Origin of the sequence: Micromonospora sediminimaris (genome assembly GCF_016863575.1) — a bacterium.
In the GTDB taxonomy this organism is placed as follows: domain Bacteria; phylum Actinomycetota; class Actinomycetes; order Mycobacteriales; family Micromonosporaceae; genus Micromonospora; species Micromonospora sediminimaris.
The window spans coordinates 139807-155354 of sequence record NZ_BOPD01000017.1 but is presented as its reverse complement, the minus strand read 5'-3'; the positions used below and the strand labels follow the sequence as shown (position 1 = coordinate 155354).

The window sequence follows — 15548 nt, the reverse complement described above, 5'->3', positions numbered from 1 at the left end:
CTAGACTACTGCCGCACCGCCCACCAGGGCTGGTGAATCAGGAAAGTCCCTGGCCCCGTCGTCTAGCGGCCCAGGACGCCGCCCTCTCAAGGCGGTAGCGCCGGTTCGAATCCGGTCGGGGCTACCACCCACCCACCCACCCGCCTTGCGGAGTTGACCAAGAAGTTTGCGCCCTGGACTCCGCGTGGCGGCGACCAAAACTTCTTGATCAACGGGATCGACAGGGTCAACGGGGTCGACGGGGTCGACGGGGTCAGAGGCCGGAGAGGCGTTGGCCGGCTCGGACGACGGCCATCGCGTGGCGTTCGCCGGGGCGGCGGCCTAGGCGCTCGATGGGGCCGGAGATGGAGATGGCGGCGATCACCCGGCCGGTGCGGTCGCGGATCGGGGCCGAGACGCTCGCCACACCTGCCTCGCGTTCGGCGACGCTCTGCGCCCAGCCTCGGCGGCGTACCTCGGCGAGGGTACGGCCGGTGAACTTCGACCGGGGCAGCAGCGGCATCACCGCCTCGGGCGGCTCCCAGGCGAGCAGGATCTGCGCCGCCGATCCGGCGGTCATCGGCAGCACCGAGCCGACCGGCACCGTGTCGCGCAGCCCACTGGCCCGCTCAGCTGCGGCCACGCAGATCCGCTCGTCCGCCCGGCGCAGGTAGAGCTGGGCGCTCTCGCCGGTGGCGTCCCGCAGCGCGGCCAGCAACGGCTCGGCCGCGGTCAGCAGCACATCCGGCGCCGCGTTGGCCAGCTCTCCCAGGCGTGGACCGGGACGCCAGCGACCCTGTGTGTCCCGGACCAGCATCCGGTGGATCTCCAGCGCCTGGGCCAGCCGGTGCGCGGTGGCTCGGGGCAGCTTGGTGCGTTCAACGAGTTCGGCCAGGCTGGCGCCGTCGACACAGGCGGCCAGGATGACCACCGCCTTGTCGAGAACGCCGACACCGCTCATACTGTGTCCCACAAGCCGAAACTTACCTCCCAGAATTTAGGATGTCCAGATGGTGGGAGTCACTCCTGAGCCGAGGACCCTGGCCGAGAAGGTCTGGGACGCACACGTCGTCCGGTCCGCCGATGGTGAGCCCGATCTGCTCTTCATCGACCTGCACCTGCTGCACGAGGTGACCAGCCCGCAGGCGTTCGACGGCCTGCGCATGGCCGGCCGCCGGGTGCGGCGTACCGACCTCACGCTGGCCACCGAGGATCACAACACCCCGACCGGGTACGCCGATCCCTCATTCCAGCAGCGCCGTGGCGACCTGCTCACCATCGCCGACCCCACCTCCCGCACCCAGATCGAGACGCTGCGGCGCAACTGCGCCGAGTTCGGCGTACGGCTGCACCCGCTCGGCGACGCCAACCAGGGCATCGTGCACGTCATCGGTCCGCAGCTCGGCCTCACCCAGCCCGGCATGACAATCGTCTGCGGTGACTCGCACACTGCCACGCACGGCGCGTTCGGTGCCCTGGCGTTCGGCATCGGCACCAGCGAGGTCGAGCACGTGCTGGCCACCCAGACGCTGCCGCAGGCCCGACCGAAGACGATGGCGGTCACCGTCGACGGTCAGCTCGGCCCCGGGGTCACCGCCAAGGACCTGGTGCTCGCCCTGATCGCCAAGGTCGGCACCGGCGGCGGGCGCGGGCACATCGTGGAGTACCGGGGCGAGGCGATCCGGGCCCTGTCCATGGAAGGGCGGATGACGATCGCCAACATGTCCATCGAGTGGGGCGCCAAGGCCGGCATGATCGCGCCGGACGAGACCACCTTCGCGTACCTGAAGGGGCGCCCCAACGCACCCAGCGGCGCAGACTGGGACGCGGCGCTGGAGTACTGGCGGACGCTGCCCACCGACGAGGGCGCGACCTTCGACTCGGAGGTGACGCTGGACGCCGCCGAGATCACGCCGTTCGTCACCTGGGGCACCAACCCCGGGCAGGGCGCACCGCTGGGCGCGGTCGTACCGGATCCGGAGGAGTTCGTCACCGAGCCGGAGCGGGCCGCCGCCCGTCGCGCCCTGGCGTACATGGACCTGCGCCCCGGCACCGCGCTGCGGGACCTCCCCGTCGACGTGGTCTTCGTCGGTTCGTGCACCAACGGGCGCCTGGAGGATCTCCGCGCCGCCGCCGACGTGCTGCGCGGCCACCGGGTGGCTGACGGGGTACGCATGCTCGTGGTACCCGGCTCGGCCGCGGTGCGGGAGGCCGCCGAGGCGGAGGGGCTGGACAAGGTCTTCACCGACGCCGGTGCCGAATGGCGCTTCGCCGGCTGCTCCATGTGTCTGGGCATGAACCCGGACACGCTCTCGCCGGGGCAGCGCGCCGCCTCGACCTCCAACCGGAACTTCGAGGGCCGCCAGGGCCGGGGTGGGCGTACCCACCTGGTCAGCCCGCCGGTGGCCGCCGCCACCGCCGTCGTCGGCCGGCTGGCCGCTCCCGCCGACCTGTAGAAGGGCTGCGACATGGACAAGTTCACCGTGCACACCGGCACCGCCCTGCCGCTGCGGCGGTCCGACGTGGACACTGACCAGATCATCCCCGCCGTGTACCTCAAGCGGGTGACCCGGACCGGATTCGCCGACGGGCTGTTCAGCGCGTGGCGCGAGGATCCGGCATTCGTGCTCAACGATCAAGCTTATTCGGGAGCGTCGATTCTGGTGGCCGGTCCCGAGTTCGGCACCGGGTCATCGCGGGAGCACGCCGTGTGGGCGTTGCGTGACTACGGCTTCCGAGTGGTGATCTCGCCGCGCTTCGGTGACATCTTCCGCGGCAACGCCCTGAAGGAAGGGCTGCTTCCGGTAGAGCTGGAATTGAAAGCCGTCGAAGAAATCTGGAGCCTGGTCGAGGAGAATCCCACCACCCCGGTGGTCGTCGACCTGACCGCTCGCGAGGTGCGGGTCGACACCGCTACCTGGTCGTTCCCGCTCGACGACTTCAGCCGGTGGCGGCTGATGGAGGGCTTGGACGACATTGGACTCACCCTCCGCCACGAGGACCGGATCAGCGCCTTCGAGGCCGACCGACCGGCCTTCCTGCCCCGGGTCGCGTAGCCCGAACGCCCCGATCCGTAGCCGATTTCGCCCCCACCGGTGCCACCGGTGGGGGCGAATCCGTTACGACACAAGGGCTTTTTTCCGCCGAATGTTTGTGTCCCGCCAGCACAGGGCATACCGTGCGCGCAGAATGGCTCGCGTCGAGTCAGTTGCACAATCAGGAGGAAGTCGTGAACAAGGCCGAGCTCATCGAGGCGCTCGCCGTTCGCCTGGGGGACCGGAAAACGGCGACGGCCGCGCTCGACGCGGTCCTCGCTGAGGTCCAGGCGGCGGTCACCAAGGGCGAGAAGGTGGCGATCACCGGTTTCGGAGCGTTCGAGAAGCGTGTACGGGGCGCGCGAACAGCCCGCAACCCGCGTACGGGGGAGGCAGTGAAGGTCAAGAAGACCTCGGTGCCGACGTTCCGCCCCGGCGCCGGGTTCAAGGAGATGGTGGCCAGCGGCAAGGTGCCGAAGGCCACGGCTGCGGCGAAGAAGACCGCCGGAGCCACCGCCAAGGCCACCGGTGCCAAGGCGACCGCGGCGAAGAAGACGACCGCGGCGAAGAGCACCGCCGCCAAGAAGACCACGGCGAGCAAGACCGCGGCGGCCAAGAAGACCACCGCGACCAAGACGACCGCGAAGGCCGCTCCGGCGAAGAAGGCTGCCACCAAGAAGGCCGCCCCGGCGAAGAAGACCGCCGCGGCGACCAAGGCGACGGCGGCCCGCAAGACCGCGGCGGCCAAGAAGGCACCGGCGAAGAAGGCGCCGGCCAGGAAGGCTGCGACCCGGCGCTGAGCCGGTCGTACGACGAGGGCGCCCGCCGACACGGTGGGCGCCCTCGCCATGTCCACCCCGACCGTCCACCGCCACGGTGGGGAACCGTTGACCGGCCCGGGACCCGGCCAGCAGAATCGCCGCACCACCCCTCGCCGGAAAGAGAACCGCGTTGAGTCAGCGTCGTCTCGGCACCGCCGCCCTGGCCCTGGGAATCGTCGTCCTGACCGACGTGCTGCGGGTCTTCCTGCCCTCGGTCATCACCATCTTCGGTCAGGCCGCCTCGACCCCGGCCGAGCTGCTCGGGGCGTTCGCCGTCGGCTGGTTCGTGCTGGCGCTCGCCGCGCCGGCCCTCGTCGCGCGGGTCGGCCCGGCCACCGTCGGTGTGACTGCGGCGCTGGTGCTCGGTGCCGCCCGGCTCGCCCTCACCGCCGCGCCGGGTGGCCGGGCCCAACTGTGGCTGGCCAGCGCCGGTCTGTTCGCCGGTCTGGTCTGGCTGGCCGCCACCGCCGCCCGGGTCGCGCACCCGCTACCCGGGCTGGTGCTGGGGCTGACCGCGAGCGCGCTGGGCCACGCCCTGCTCGGCACGTACGACCTGGTGTGGTGGGAGCGATGGCCGGCGTGGGTGGCCAGCGTGGCGGTGGTGGCCGCGCTGCTGGCCACCGAGACGGCGCTCGGCCGCGGCCGCAGCGCCACACTGCGCGCGCTCGGCCGCAGCCGCAGTGCCACGCTGCCGGTCGACGGTGCCGGCCCGCCGGTCGACGACCATGCCCCGCCGAACCGCCGGGCCTGGCTGCTCGTCGGGCCGGCGCTGCTGCTCGGCGGCATGGTGGCGCTGTCACCCGCGGTCGCGATCAGCGCCATGTCCTACTGGTACGGCGAGGCCGGCACCGCCGCGCCGCCGCCGTTCGCGTTGGCGCCGCTGGGTGTCGCGGCACCACTGTTCCTGCTCGGTGCGCTGACTCCGGTGCGCCCACGGTGGCGGGCGGTGCCACCGGTGCTGCTGCTCGCCGGGGCTCTGCTGTTCGGCTACGGCCCGCCGACGCTGCTCACCTTCGCCATCCTGGTCAGCGCGGCGGGGCTGGGCGGCTGCCTCGGCCTGGCCGCTGGCGGACCGTCGTCGCAGCGGGCCGTCCGGACCGGCACGGGCCCGGCGTACGCGGTGGTGGGCGGGATGCTCGTCTTCGCCGTCGCCGCGCTTGTGTACTACGCCGCCTACGACCTCGGCTATCCCAACGAGTGGGTGCCGGCCGTGGTGGCCGCCCTGACCGGGGTGGTCGCGATGCGCGGCGTGACCGCGTCCGGCGGGCATCGGCCATCGCCGGTGGAACCCGCGCCAGGGCTTCCCCGGCGGCGGCTCGCGGTGCTGGCCGCCGTCGTCGCCCTCGCCGCCGCCTGGCTGCACGGGCCGTGGCTGGTGGCCAGCAACCGGGGCGGGCCGCCGGAGCGGGTGCGGCTGGTGGCGTACAACATCCGGATGGGCTTCGGCCTCGACGGCCGCCTCGACCTCACCGCCCTGGACCGGGCGGTCGGTCGCGCCGACGTGGTGGTGCTCAGCGAGGTCGACCGGGGTTGGCTGCTCAACGGTGGCCACGACACGCTGGGCCTGCTCGCCGCCCGGCTGGGGATGCCCTACGTCTTCGCGCCCGCCGCCGACCCGCTGTGGGGGGACGCGGTGCTCAGTCGTTGGCCGGTGCAACGGGCGCGTACCCGTCCGCTGCCGGCGGTGGGCGCGCCCACCGGGGCGCAGGCGCTCGGCGTCACCGTCGACCTCAGTGCCGGCGTACGCCTGGCCGTGGTGAGCACCCACCTGCAACCGCCGCCCGGTGCGGACCCGGTGGTCCAAGCCCGTGCCGTCGCGGACTTCGCCACCGGGTACGCCGACGGCGCGCCGCTGGTGGTCGCCGGTGACCTCAACACCGAGCCGGGCGATCCGGCTTTCACCGCCTTCACCAGCGCCGGCCTGGTCGACGCGCTCGCCGCCGCCCGCCCGCTGCCGACCAGCCCGGCGGACGATCCGCACGAGCAGATCGACCACGTCTTCGTCTCACCCGACCTGACCGCAGCCGACGCGGCAGCGGTGCCGGGCACCGCCAGCGACCACCTGCCGGTCGCCGTCACCCTCACCCTGCCCGACCGCTGAGAGAGGCAGCAGGTCAGAGGCGGTCGGCGCCGACGAGACGGTCACCGGTGAAGGCGAGCAGCCAACCGCCGCCCTTGCCGGTAATCCAGTCACCGCACCGTCCGGCCAAGCGCTCCAGAGCGCCCGGAATCACCTTGCCCTGACTGCATACCGCCGCCGGTTCCCCGGCGGCGGCCAGCGCCGCCAGGCGTGCGGCGGCGGCCAGCACGCACTCGTCGGGCTGCTGGCCGGCGCTCGGCTCGTCCAGGTCGCCGCAGACCTCGATCGGCAGATCCAGCAACGCGGCGGCCGGGTCGAGAGTCTGCACGCACCGGCGAGGCGACGCGGAGAGCAGCCGTGCCGGGCGGACCAGCCCGATCAGCGGTGCCAACGCCTGCGCCTCGGACCAGCCACGGGCGTCCAGCGGCCGCCCGGTGTCCGGGCCCGGCCAGGCCAGCCGCTTGCCGGCGTGGCCGTGCCGCACCAGCACCAGGGCCGCGGTGACCGGCGGCAGCGCCGCGAACGCGGCCAGCACCTCCACGTCGTGCGGATAACTCACCAGGGTCATCGCGTCGTCCACAGCCAGCCAACGGACCTCGTCGACCTCGGTGTCCGGCTGAAATCCGCCGGTGCCCACCGCCCGCATCGACCAGTAGTCGACCACCTTGAGTCGGCCTTCGCTGCGGTACCGCACCGATGGCAGCCGTAGCTGCGGCGCGGCCTGCGCGTCGGCCTCCTCGGCAACCTCCCGGGCGGCGGCGAGCAACGGATGCTCGCCCGGTTCCAGCTTGCCCTTCGGTAGCGTCCAGTCCCCGTACCGGGGCCGGTGCACCAGGCACACCTCGACGCGGTCGACCCCCGCCGGTCGCCACACCACGCCGCCGGCCGCCCGGATCACGGTCACGCCAGCCACCGGGTCCGGCGTCGCCGGCTGGCTCGCCGCCAGGCGTACGGGAAGTCGGCGCGCGCCCGCCGCACGGCCGCCCGCTCGCGTTCCAACAGCCGGCCCGCGGCCACCGCCAACTGATGGTCGGCGGGCCGAGCCTCGGCCACCGCCCGCCAGGTCTCGGCGGCCACCGCTGCGTCCTGGTGCTCACCGAGCAGGTTCTGCACCTTCGCCAGCGCCCGGGCCAGCTTCGCCGCGTCGCCGCCGAGCACCGGCGCCACCGCCGTCACCGCCGAACGGGCCTGCTTGCCCTGTTTGCGTACGGTGTGCCACTGCTCGTCGGGCCCGGTCGGATGCAACATCGCGACGCCGCCGGGCTTCTTCGTCGTGCCGGCCAGCCGTCGCCACGGACGGGCCACGATTCGAGGCAGCACCCGCCGGGCCGGTGCGTCCGACCGGGGCGTGAGTCGCGGCGACCGGGCCGCCAGCACCAGCGCGTCGACGAGGGCGAGGTACCGGGGCGAGCGCAGCGCCTCGTCGACCCCGGTCAGCGCCTCCTCCTGCCAGCCGGCGAGTACGGCGTCCAGCCGGTCGACCGCCGCCGGATCCACCGGGCTGACCGGGTCGGCGGCGGCGGTACGACGCAACCGCTCCCGCAGCACCTCCGCGTCCCGGGCCGGCCCCAGGGCATCCGCCAGCCACCTCAGCTCGGTACGCAGCGGCCGGGCCCACGCGGGGCGGACCAGCGGCCCGAAGGTCTTCAGGTCACTGCGCAACCGCCGGCAGGCCACCCGCATCTGGTGCACCGCGGTGTCGTCGTCGCCGACCGGTGCACGCAGCCGGACCAGCGGATCGTGCGCCAACAGCCGGGCCACCTCGCGGCGTACCGCCTCGGTGACCACCGCCGCGGCGCTCGGATCGGGCGGCAGCTTGTCCGGGGCCACCAGGTCCGGTTCGGCGGTGGCCGCCCGGCCGAGCGCGCGTACGTGCTTGGGAGTGAAGTCGCCACCCTGGGCACCGGCAGCACGTAGCAGCTCGCTGAGCCGGTCGAGCAGTGCCGTGTCACCGGCCTTGCGCTCGACCTCCACCTCGCGGAAGGCACCTGTGGTGGCACCCTCGGCGTCCAGCACGGTGACCTGGTCGTCGACCACCTCGACCAGCACCCGGCCCGTCTCGTCGACGATCTCCTGAGCGTGCCGGACGGTACGCACCACCGCCGCCGGGGTCAGCGCGGCGCCCCGGTGGTACACCGTAACCAGTTCGACCAGCTCCACCGGCATCGCGTCGGCGGCGCCCGGGCGGGAGATCTCGTGGCGGAGGCCGGGGCTGCCGGTGGGCAACTTCACCGTCCACGGCACCTCGTCACCCTCGCGGTACCGCAGCGAGACGCCCGCCCGGGCCAGCCGGAGATCCACGGTGTCGTGGTAGGTGGCGACGAGGGTCGCCGGTGCCAGCGCCCGGACGCTCCCCGAGGCCGGCACGGCGGGGGAGAGGTCGGGCAGCAGCCACCCGGTCTCCACCGCGAACTTCCGCTCCTCCTCGACCATCTGCCCAGCCTATTCCGATCCGGTCAGCCGGCCGTGCTGCCGACGCGACGCAGCAGCAGGTGCTGAAGGTGGCTCAGGGGCGCCTCCGGCCGGCCCGTCCGGCGGCTCCAGGTGCCGTCGCCGGCCAGCTCGAACGCGTCCACGTCCGGGCTCATCGCGGCACCGAGCACATGGTCCAGCTCGGCCCGGGCCACCGGGTCGGTGACCTGGACCAGTGCCTCGACCCGCCGATCCAGGTTGCGGTGCATCAGGTCGGCGGAGCCGATCCAGAACTCCGCGTCGCCGTTGTTGCCGAAGCGGAAGACCCGCGAGTGTTCCAGGAAGCGGCCGAGGATCGAGCGCACCCGGATGTTCTCCGACAGCCCGGGTACCCCCGGTCGCAACGTGCACATGCCACGGATGATCAGGTCGACGTGCACACCGGCCTGGGAGGCCCGGTACAGCGCGTCGGTGATCTCCTCGTCAACGAGCGAGTTGACCTTGAACTGGACGAGCCCCGGCATGCCCAGCCGGACGTGGTTGATCTCCCGTTCGATCCGCTCGATCAGGCCGCTGCGAATGCCCTGCGGTGCCACCAGCAGCCGCCGGTACGCGGTCTGCCGGCTGTACCCGGTGAGCACGTTGAACAGGTCGGTCAGGTCGGCACCGATCTCCGGGTCGGCGGTGAGCATGCCGAAGTCCTCGTAGAGCCGGGCGGTCTTCGGGTGGTAGTTGCCGGTGCCGATGTGGCAGTAACGGCGGATCTGGTTGCCCTCCTGGCGTACCACCAGGGCGGTCTTGCAGTGGGTCTTCAGACCGACCAGGCCGTACACCACGTGGCAGCCGGCCCGTTCCAGGGTGCGGGCCCACCCGATGTTCGCCACCTCGTCGAAGCGGGCCTTCAACTCGACGAGCACCACCACCTGCTTGCCGGCGGCGGCGGCGTCGACAAGCGCGTCCACGATCGGTGAGTCGCCGCTGGTGCGGTAGAGCGTCTGCTTGATGGCCAGCACGTTCGGGTCGGCGGCGGCCTGCTCGATGAAGCGTTGCACGCTTGTCGCGAAGGAGTGGTACGGGTGATGTACCAGCACGTCGCCGTCGCGCAGGGTGGCGAAGACGCTGCGCGGCACCTCACCCTCGGCGAGCCGCGGATGGGTGGCCGGGACGAACGGCGGGTCCTTCAGGTCGGGCCGGTCGGCCTCGCCGTACAGCTGCCACAGCGCGGAGAGATCCAGCAGGCCCCGGACCCGCAGCACGTCCTGGGCGTCCATGTCCAGTTCCCGGACGAGCAGTTCCAGCATGTGGTCGGAGATCGAGGCGGCCACCTCCAGTCGCACCGGCGGGCCGAACCGGCGGCGGGCCAGTTCCCGCTCCAGCGCCTGGAGCAGGTCCTCGTCCCGGTCCTCGTCGACCTCGACCTCGGCGTTGCGGGTGACCCGGAACAGGTGGCACTCGACCACCTGCATGCCGGAGAAGAGCTGACCGAGGTGCACCGAGATGAGGTCTTCCACCGGCAGCATCCGGACCCCGGCCTGGTCCCGGTCGACCCGGACGAATCGGGGCACGTTGTTGGGCACCTTCACCCGGGCGAACAGCTCCGGCCCGCCGTCCGGATCGCGTACCGCGACAGCCAGGTTGAGCGACCGGCCCGAGATGTACGGGAAGGGGTGGGCCGGGTCGACCGCCAGCGGCGTGAGCACCGGGAAGATCTTCTCCCGGAAGTAGGTGCGCAGCCGTTCCCGCTCGGCATCGCCGAGGTCGGACCAGCGCAGCACCCGGATGTCCTCGGCGGCGAGTCTGGGCACCAGGTCGTCGACGTAACAGGCGGCCTGCCGGGCCACCAGCGCGGCGGCCTTCTCGGAGATCAGCGCCAGTTGGGTACGCAGGGGCAGCCCGTCGCCGCCCCGCACCGGTAGGCCGGCGGAGAGCCGGCGTTTCAGCCCGGCCACCCGCACCATGTAGAACTCGTCGAGGTTGCTGGCGAAGATGGCCAGGAACTTGGCCCGTTCCAGCAGCGGGTTGTTCTGGTCCTCGGCCAGGTCGAGCACCCGGGCGTTGAAGTCGAGCCAGGACAGCTCCCGGTTGAGGAACCGGTCCTCCGGCAGCGGATGGGTCGGCGTCGGGTCGTCGGCGGACTGCGGCAGGCCCGGTTCCGAGACCGGGTCCAGCACCTCCTCCAGCCCGGCGGAGGCCGCCGCCGGGTCGTTGGCCGGGGCGTCGTCGGGGACCGGGCGGGTGCTCCGGAACCGCCCGTCGGTCCCCCGGGGGCGACTTCCGTTGCGGCTGGTGGTGTCGTCGGTGGCGTCGGGGCTGGGGTGGCGTTCGCGAGGGGTGCTCACCCGCCCATAATCACCCGAACTCGGTTAACGCAAAATGAACTTGCGGCGGGTTGTCAGGACATCGTCGGCAGTGTCACGCGTACGACGTCGCCGGCGGCGTCGGTCTCCACGCGGACCCGCTGGCCGAGGCGGAGCAGGCGCAGCCCGGAGGCGTCGAATGCCCGGGCCGGGAAGGGCAGTTCGGTGCCGTCGTCCAGCAGCAGCAGCCCGCTGCGGGTCGCCGCGTCGAAGGTCGCCACCGTGCCCTGCATGCCAGCACCGTACCGAACCGTGGGGCGCGGTGCGTGAACGCCCGCGCCGTCAGGTCGAGAAGGATTCGGTGAAACAGCCGGCCGTCAGCGCCGCGGTGCGCGGACCCAGCCCGAGCTGCGCCGCGGCGGCCAGGTCGTCGGCGGTGTCCACGTCGCGCCGCAGACTCGGCCAGTCGCCGGTGAGCGGGCGGGCGCCGCTGGCCGCGTGCGCGGCGGCCGAGCCGGCTCCGAAGCGCGGATCCAGGGGTACGCCCGGCGGGGCGGCCAGCAGCACGGTGCCGGTGCCCGGCGTGTCGGCCACGAACCGACGTGTCCCCGGCGGGCTGGTCAGCGCTGCGTGCAGCGCCGCCGCCAGCTCGGCCGGCCGCAGGGCGGGCAGATCGGCGGTGAGCCCGGCCACCCAGCCGGCGACCTCCGCCACGCCGTGCCGGAACGCGGCGTTGAGCCCGGCGTCCGCGACGTCCGGCAGTACCCGGGCACCACTGGACCGGGCCGTGCCGGCGACTTGGGCGTCGTCGGTGACCACCACGATCTCGGCCACCCCCGGGCAGGCCCGCACCGCGGCCAGCGTGTCGGCGGCCAGCGCCAGGGCCAGATCCTGATGGGGTACGCCCGGCAGCCCGCCACGCAGCCGGGTCTTCGCGGCTGCCAGGCGTTTGACCGGCACCACCACCGTCCAGGGCTGTGTCACACCTGCCATCCTGCCAGCCGGGCGGCGGTACCCTCACTGGCCGTACCCGGGGCGAGCAGGCATGATTTCGGCTGCGGACCTCACCGGGCTTCTCCGGTGGGCGGGTCGGGGCGGGCACGAGGAGGCACGGTGGGTCGGCGGAGGCTGGGATTCTGGCAATGGTTCGCCGTGGTGCTGGTGAAGCCGGTGATGACCGTCTGGACCCGGCGTACCTGGCGGGGCATGGAGCACCTGGACCAGGACGGTCCCGTGATCATCGTGCCGAACCACATCTCGCACGCCGATCCGCTGGTCTCCGCGCACTTCGTCTACGACGCCGGGCGGTGGCCGCAGTTCCTCGGCAAGGCGAGCGTGTTCAAGGTGCCGGTGATCGGCTGGATCCTGCACCGGTGTAAGCAGATTCCGGTCGAGCGGGGCTCGGTCGACGCGGTGAAGTCGCTGGACGCCCTGGTCAAGGCGCTCGACGAGGGCGGAGCCGTGATCATCTACCCGGAGGGCACCACCAGCCGGGAGCCGGACCTGTGGCCGATGAAGGGCAAGACCGGCGCGGCCCGGCTGGCGCTGGCCACCGGCGCCCCGGTGGTGCCGCTGGCGATGTGGGGGCCGGAACGGATCTTCGATCCGCGCCGGGCCCGGATCAACCTGCGCCCCCGGATCCCGGTGACCGTGGTCGCCGGGCCACCGATCGACCTGAGCCGCTGGGCCGGCGCCGCCCCGAGCCGCCAGGTGCTGGAGGAGATGACCGACGTGATCATGCTGCGCCTGCGGGACATGCTCGCCGACATCCGGGGCGGGACACCACCGCCGCTGTGGCAGCGCGCCACCCGCCCGCAGCCCGACCGCCAGCGCCCGGAGACGGCGGCATGAGCGAGCGTAAGCGAGTGAATCATCGATGCTGTGTGGTGGTGCCTCACGGCGGCGCCGACCGTAGGGAGGCGGCGGCGTGAGTGGGCAGGTGGCGGTGCTGGGGGCGGGATCGTGGGGTACGGCGTTCGCGAAGATCCTCGCCGACGCCGGCCGGGAGGTGACGCTCTGGGCGCGGCGACAGTCGATCGCCGACGTGATCCGCGCGGAGCGGCGTAATCCGGAGTACCTGCCCGGGGTGGTGTTGCCGGAGCGGGTCACCGGAACCGGCGACCCCGTCGAGGCGATCAAGGGCGCCGAGATGGTGGTGCTCGCGGTGCCGTCGCAGACCCTGCGCGGCAACCTCGCCGAGTGGGTGGAGCACCTGCACCCCGAGGCCACCCTGGTGTCGCTGATGAAGGGCATCGAACTCGGCACCACCAAGCGGATGAGCGAGGTGATCGTCGAGACCGCCGAGGTGGCGGCCGATCGGGTGGTGGTGGTCTCCGGCCCCAACCTGGCACCGGAGATCGCCGCGGAGCAACCCGCTGCCACCGTGGTCGCCTGCACCGATTCCGACCGGGCCACCCTGGTGCAGCGGTCGATCACCACGCCCTACTTCCGCCCGTACACCAACGACGACGTGATCGGCTGTGAGCTGGGCGGGGCGGTCAAGAACGTGATCGCGCTGGCGTACGGCATCGCCACCGCGATGGGCTTCGGGCACAACACCCGGGCGATGCTCGTCACCCGTGGGCTGGCCGAGACCGCCCGGCTCGGGGTGGCCCTCGGCGCGGATCCGCTCACCTTCGCGGGTCTCGCCGGGATGGGTGATCTGGTGGCCTCCTGCTCGTCGCCGTCGGCCCGCAACCGCACCTTCGGCGAGCACCTCGGTCGGGGTGCCAGCCTGGAGGAGGCGCGGGTGGCCACCCGGCAGACCGCCGAGGGGGTCAAGAGCGCGCTGGCGATCCGGGATCTGGCCCGCGCGCACGGGGTGGAGATGCCGATCACCGAGCAGGTCGAGCTGGTCTGCCACGAGGGGGTGGACCCGCGACTGGCGGTCCAGGCCCTGATGAGTCGTACCACGAAGCCGGAGTGAGCAGCACCATGAGCGAGCGTGACGCCCCGCAGTCGCACGACCACCCGCCGACGGGGGACGGCACCCGATGCGTGCACGCCGGCCTGCCCGAGCCCACCCCCGGCGCGCCGTTCCTGCCCGGGCCGGTGTTCGCCGCGCCGTACCATCTCGACCCCTGGCAGGGGCCGGCGGCGTCGCCGAACGGGTACGGGCGTCCGGACAATCCGACCCGGCGGCTGCTGGAGGCCGCGGTCGGTGAGCTTGAGGGCGGCGACTGCCGGGTCTTCGCCAGCGGGCAGGCGGCGATAACCGGGCTGCTGCTGGCGGTGCTGCGGGCCGGCGACGTGGTGGTGCTGCCCGCCGACGGGTACTTCCCGGTGCGCGCGTTCGCCACCGACACCCTCGCCGGCAACGGCGTACGGGTGCTGTTCGCACCGACCGCCGGGCCGTACCCGGACCTCGACGGGGTACGGCTGGTGCTGGTGGAGACGCCGGCCAACCCGGGGCTCGACGTCGTGGACCTGCCGGCGCTGGCCGGGCGGGCGCACGCCGCCGGTGCCCTGCTGGCCGTGGACAACACCACCGCCACCCCGCTCGGGCAGCGACCGCTGGACCTCGGCGCCGACGTGGTCGTGGCCTCCGGCACCAAGGCGTTGACCGGGCACTCCGATCTGTTGCTCGGCTACGTGGCCACCCGGTCGGCGGAGCTGCTGTCGACGGTCACCGCCTGGCGTACCGCGACCGGTTCGGTGCCCGGCGCGTTCGACGCCTGGCTGGCCCACCGTTCGTTGGCCACCCTCGATCTGCGCCTGGCCCGGCAGACGGCGAACGCGGCGGCGCTGGCCCGGCTGCTGGCCGACCGCGCCGACGTCTCCGGCCTGCGCTGGCCGGGCCTGCCGGAGGACCCGGCGTATCCGGTGGCGACGCGGCAACTGCGCCGGATGCCGGGCGTGCTCTCCTTCGATCTCGGCAGCGCCGACCGGGTCGCCCGCTTCCTCTGCGCGGCCCGGCTGGTCGCCGCAGCGACATCCTTTGGCGGTCTGCACACCACGGCGGACCGGCGGGCACAGTGGGGCGACGACACCGCGCCCGGTTTCGTCCGGCTCTCCTGCGGGGTGGAGGACACCGCCGACCTGGTCGCCGATGTCACGGCCGCGCTGGAGGCGGCCGCCTGATGGGCGCACCGGTCTCCCCGGCCGCGTACGAAGCCCTGGTCGCCCGGTTGCGGCAGGCCGGTTGCGTGTGGGCCGAGGAGGAGGCTCGCCTGCTGGTGGCGGCGGGCGGCGGCCCGCAGAGGCTGGCGGGGCTGGTCGACCGGCGGGTCGCCGGTGAGCCGCTGGAGTACCTGTTGGGCTGGGCGGAGTTCTGCGGTGAGCGGATCGACGTCGACCCGGGCGTCTTCGTGCCCCGGGCGCGTACCGCCCTGCTGGTCTCGGCGGCGGCCCGGGTGACCGGACCGGCCGCGAGCGTGGTGGAGCTGTGTTGTGGCTCCGGTGCGATCAGCCGGGTGCTGGCGCGTCGGCTCGCCGCGCCCCGGCTGCTGGCTGCGGTCGACGTGGATCCGGCGGCGGTGGCCTGCGCGCGGCGGAACCTGGCCGCCGTGGGTGCGCCGGTCTTCGTCGGTGACCTCTTCGATCCATTACCGGTGGCCTGGCGCGGTCGCCTCGACCTGGTGGTGGCCAACGCCCCGTACGTGCCGACGGCGGCGATGGCGCTGCTGCCCCCGGAGGCGCGCCGGTACGAATCCGCCGCGGCGCTCGACGGTGGGCCCGACGGGCTGGCCGTGCTGCGCCGGCTGGCCGCTGCCGCGCCGGACTGGCTCGCGCCCGGCGGGCACCTGGTGGTGGAGGTCGGCCAGGGGCAGGTCGACCGGTTCCGGGCGGTGCTGACCGAGGTCGGACTGGCACCGTCGGTGGTACGCGACGAAGCCTCCGACGCCATCGCGATGCTGGGTCGATACCCGGACGACGTGGCGGGCGGGCGGTACGAGAACTAGCCTCACGTCAGGTGTGACGGCGG

At 73.1% G+C, this 15548-nt stretch carries 14 protein-coding genes and 1 tRNA gene; 9 read left to right on the top strand and 6 right to left on the bottom strand.

Annotated features, from left to right (window positions below; translation table 11 throughout):
* Positions 1–51 precede the first annotated feature (51 nt).
* Positions 52–127: transfer RNA gene (locus Vse01_RS15380), tRNA-Glu, on the top strand.
* A gap of 126 nt (positions 128–253) precedes the next feature.
* Here the strand turns inward: Vse01_RS15380 and Vse01_RS15375 are convergent.
* Positions 254–940 (bottom strand): IclR family transcriptional regulator, encoded by a 687-nt coding sequence (locus Vse01_RS15375; RefSeq protein ID WP_013284529.1) that lies wholly within the window; start codon positions 938–940, stop codon positions 254–256.
* A gap of 49 nt (positions 941–989) precedes the next feature.
* Between Vse01_RS15375 and leuC the strand changes: the two genes are divergently transcribed.
* The 4 genes from leuC (at position 990) to Vse01_RS15355 (ending at position 5936) form a co-directional block, all read left to right on the top strand.
* Positions 990–2435 (top strand): 3-isopropylmalate dehydratase large subunit, encoded by a 1446-nt coding sequence (gene leuC / locus Vse01_RS15370; protein ID WP_093401741.1) that lies wholly within the window; start codon positions 990–992, stop codon positions 2433–2435.
* 12 nt (positions 2436–2447) lie between these two features.
* Positions 2448–3035 carry a 3-isopropylmalate dehydratase small subunit gene (gene leuD, locus Vse01_RS15365; protein ID WP_093401740.1) on the top strand — a complete coding sequence of 196 codons (588 nt, stop codon included), beginning with the start codon at positions 2448–2450 and terminating at the stop codon, positions 3033–3035.
* Between the two features lie 173 nt (positions 3036–3208).
* Positions 3209–3814 carry an HU family DNA-binding protein gene (locus Vse01_RS15360; protein ID WP_093401739.1) on the top strand — a complete coding sequence of 202 codons (606 nt, stop codon included), beginning with the start codon at positions 3209–3211 and terminating at the stop codon, positions 3812–3814.
* Positions 3815–3965: 151 nt separating this feature from the next.
* The gene (locus tag Vse01_RS15355; RefSeq protein WP_093401738.1) at positions 3966–5936 is read left to right on the top strand and encodes an endonuclease/exonuclease/phosphatase family protein; all 1971 of its coding nucleotides are present in this window, start codon (positions 3966–3968) and stop codon (positions 5934–5936) included.
* A 13-nt stretch (positions 5937–5949) separates the two neighbouring features.
* Here Vse01_RS15355 and Vse01_RS15350 read toward each other — a convergent pair whose 3' ends face one another.
* The 5 genes from Vse01_RS15350 to cofC are packed head-to-tail and all read right to left on the bottom strand — an operon-like array spanning position 5950 to position 11608.
* Positions 5950–6828 carry an NUDIX hydrolase gene (locus tag Vse01_RS15350; RefSeq protein WP_093401737.1) on the bottom strand — a complete coding sequence of 293 codons (879 nt, stop codon included), beginning with the start codon at positions 6826–6828 and terminating at the stop codon, positions 5950–5952.
* Entirely contained in the window at positions 6816–8348 is a 1533-nt protein-coding gene (locus Vse01_RS15345) for a CYTH and CHAD domain-containing protein (RefSeq protein ID WP_093401736.1), read from the bottom strand. The genes Vse01_RS15350 and Vse01_RS15345 overlap by 13 nt, the downstream gene beginning before the upstream one ends.
* A gap of 23 nt (positions 8349–8371) precedes the next feature.
* The gene (locus Vse01_RS15340; protein ID WP_093401735.1) at positions 8372–10666 is read right to left on the bottom strand and encodes an RNA degradosome polyphosphate kinase; all 2295 of its coding nucleotides are present in this window, start codon (positions 10664–10666) and stop codon (positions 8372–8374) included.
* 53 nt (positions 10667–10719) lie between these two features.
* Positions 10720–10917: a cold-shock protein gene (locus tag Vse01_RS15335; RefSeq protein WP_093401734.1), complete on the bottom strand. Its 198-nt coding sequence runs from the start codon at positions 10915–10917 to the stop codon at positions 10720–10722.
* 49 nt (positions 10918–10966) lie between these two features.
* Positions 10967–11608, bottom strand: coding sequence for a 2-phospho-L-lactate guanylyltransferase (cofC, locus tag Vse01_RS15330; RefSeq protein ID WP_093401733.1), 642 nt, complete (start codon positions 11606–11608; stop codon positions 10967–10969).
* 129 nt (positions 11609–11737) lie between these two features.
* On the opposite strand from cofC, the gene Vse01_RS15325 reads away from it, so the two are divergent.
* From Vse01_RS15325 to Vse01_RS15310, 4 genes are all read left to right on the top strand, one after another.
* Positions 11738–12475 (top strand): lysophospholipid acyltransferase family protein, encoded by a 738-nt coding sequence (locus tag Vse01_RS15325; RefSeq protein ID WP_093401732.1) that lies wholly within the window; start codon positions 11738–11740, stop codon positions 12473–12475.
* A 76-nt stretch (positions 12476–12551) separates the two neighbouring features.
* Positions 12552–13550, top strand: a complete 999-nt coding sequence (locus Vse01_RS15320; RefSeq protein ID WP_093401731.1) for an NAD(P)H-dependent glycerol-3-phosphate dehydrogenase — start codon at positions 12552–12554, stop codon at positions 13548–13550.
* Between the two features lie 8 nt (positions 13551–13558).
* Positions 13559–14704 carry a cystathionine gamma-lyase gene (locus Vse01_RS15315; protein ID WP_093402031.1) on the top strand — a complete coding sequence of 382 codons (1146 nt, stop codon included), beginning with the start codon at positions 13559–13561 and terminating at the stop codon, positions 14702–14704.
* Positions 14704–15525 (top strand): putative protein N(5)-glutamine methyltransferase, encoded by an 822-nt coding sequence (locus Vse01_RS15310; protein ID WP_093401730.1) that lies wholly within the window; start codon positions 14704–14706, stop codon positions 15523–15525. Before Vse01_RS15315 ends, Vse01_RS15310 begins: the two co-directional genes overlap by 1 nt.
* Positions 15526–15548 lie beyond the last annotated feature (23 nt).

Excerpts from the sequence above, each read along its gene's own strand:
- leuD (WP_093401740.1), top strand. The coding sequence starts at position 2,448 with ATGGACAAGTTCACCGTGCACACCGGCACCGCCCTGCCGCTGCGGCGG.
- Vse01_RS15345 (WP_093401736.1), bottom strand. The coding sequence starts at position 8,348 with ATGGTCGAGGAGGAGCGGAAGTTCGCGGTGGAGACCGGGTGGCTGCTG.
- Vse01_RS15375 (WP_013284529.1), bottom strand. The coding sequence starts at position 940 with ATGAGCGGTGTCGGCGTTCTCGACAAGGCGGTGGTCATCCTGGCCGCC.
- Vse01_RS15335 (WP_093401734.1), bottom strand. The coding sequence starts at position 10,917 with ATGCAGGGCACGGTGGCGACCTTCGACGCGGCGACCCGCAGCGGGCTG.
- Vse01_RS15315 (WP_093402031.1), top strand. The coding sequence starts at position 13,559 with ATGAGCGAGCGTGACGCCCCGCAGTCGCACGACCACCCGCCGACGGGG.
- leuC (WP_093401741.1), top strand. The coding sequence starts at position 990 with ATGGTGGGAGTCACTCCTGAGCCGAGGACCCTGGCCGAGAAGGTCTGG.
- Vse01_RS15310 (WP_093401730.1), top strand. The coding sequence starts at position 14,704 with ATGGGCGCACCGGTCTCCCCGGCCGCGTACGAAGCCCTGGTCGCCCGG.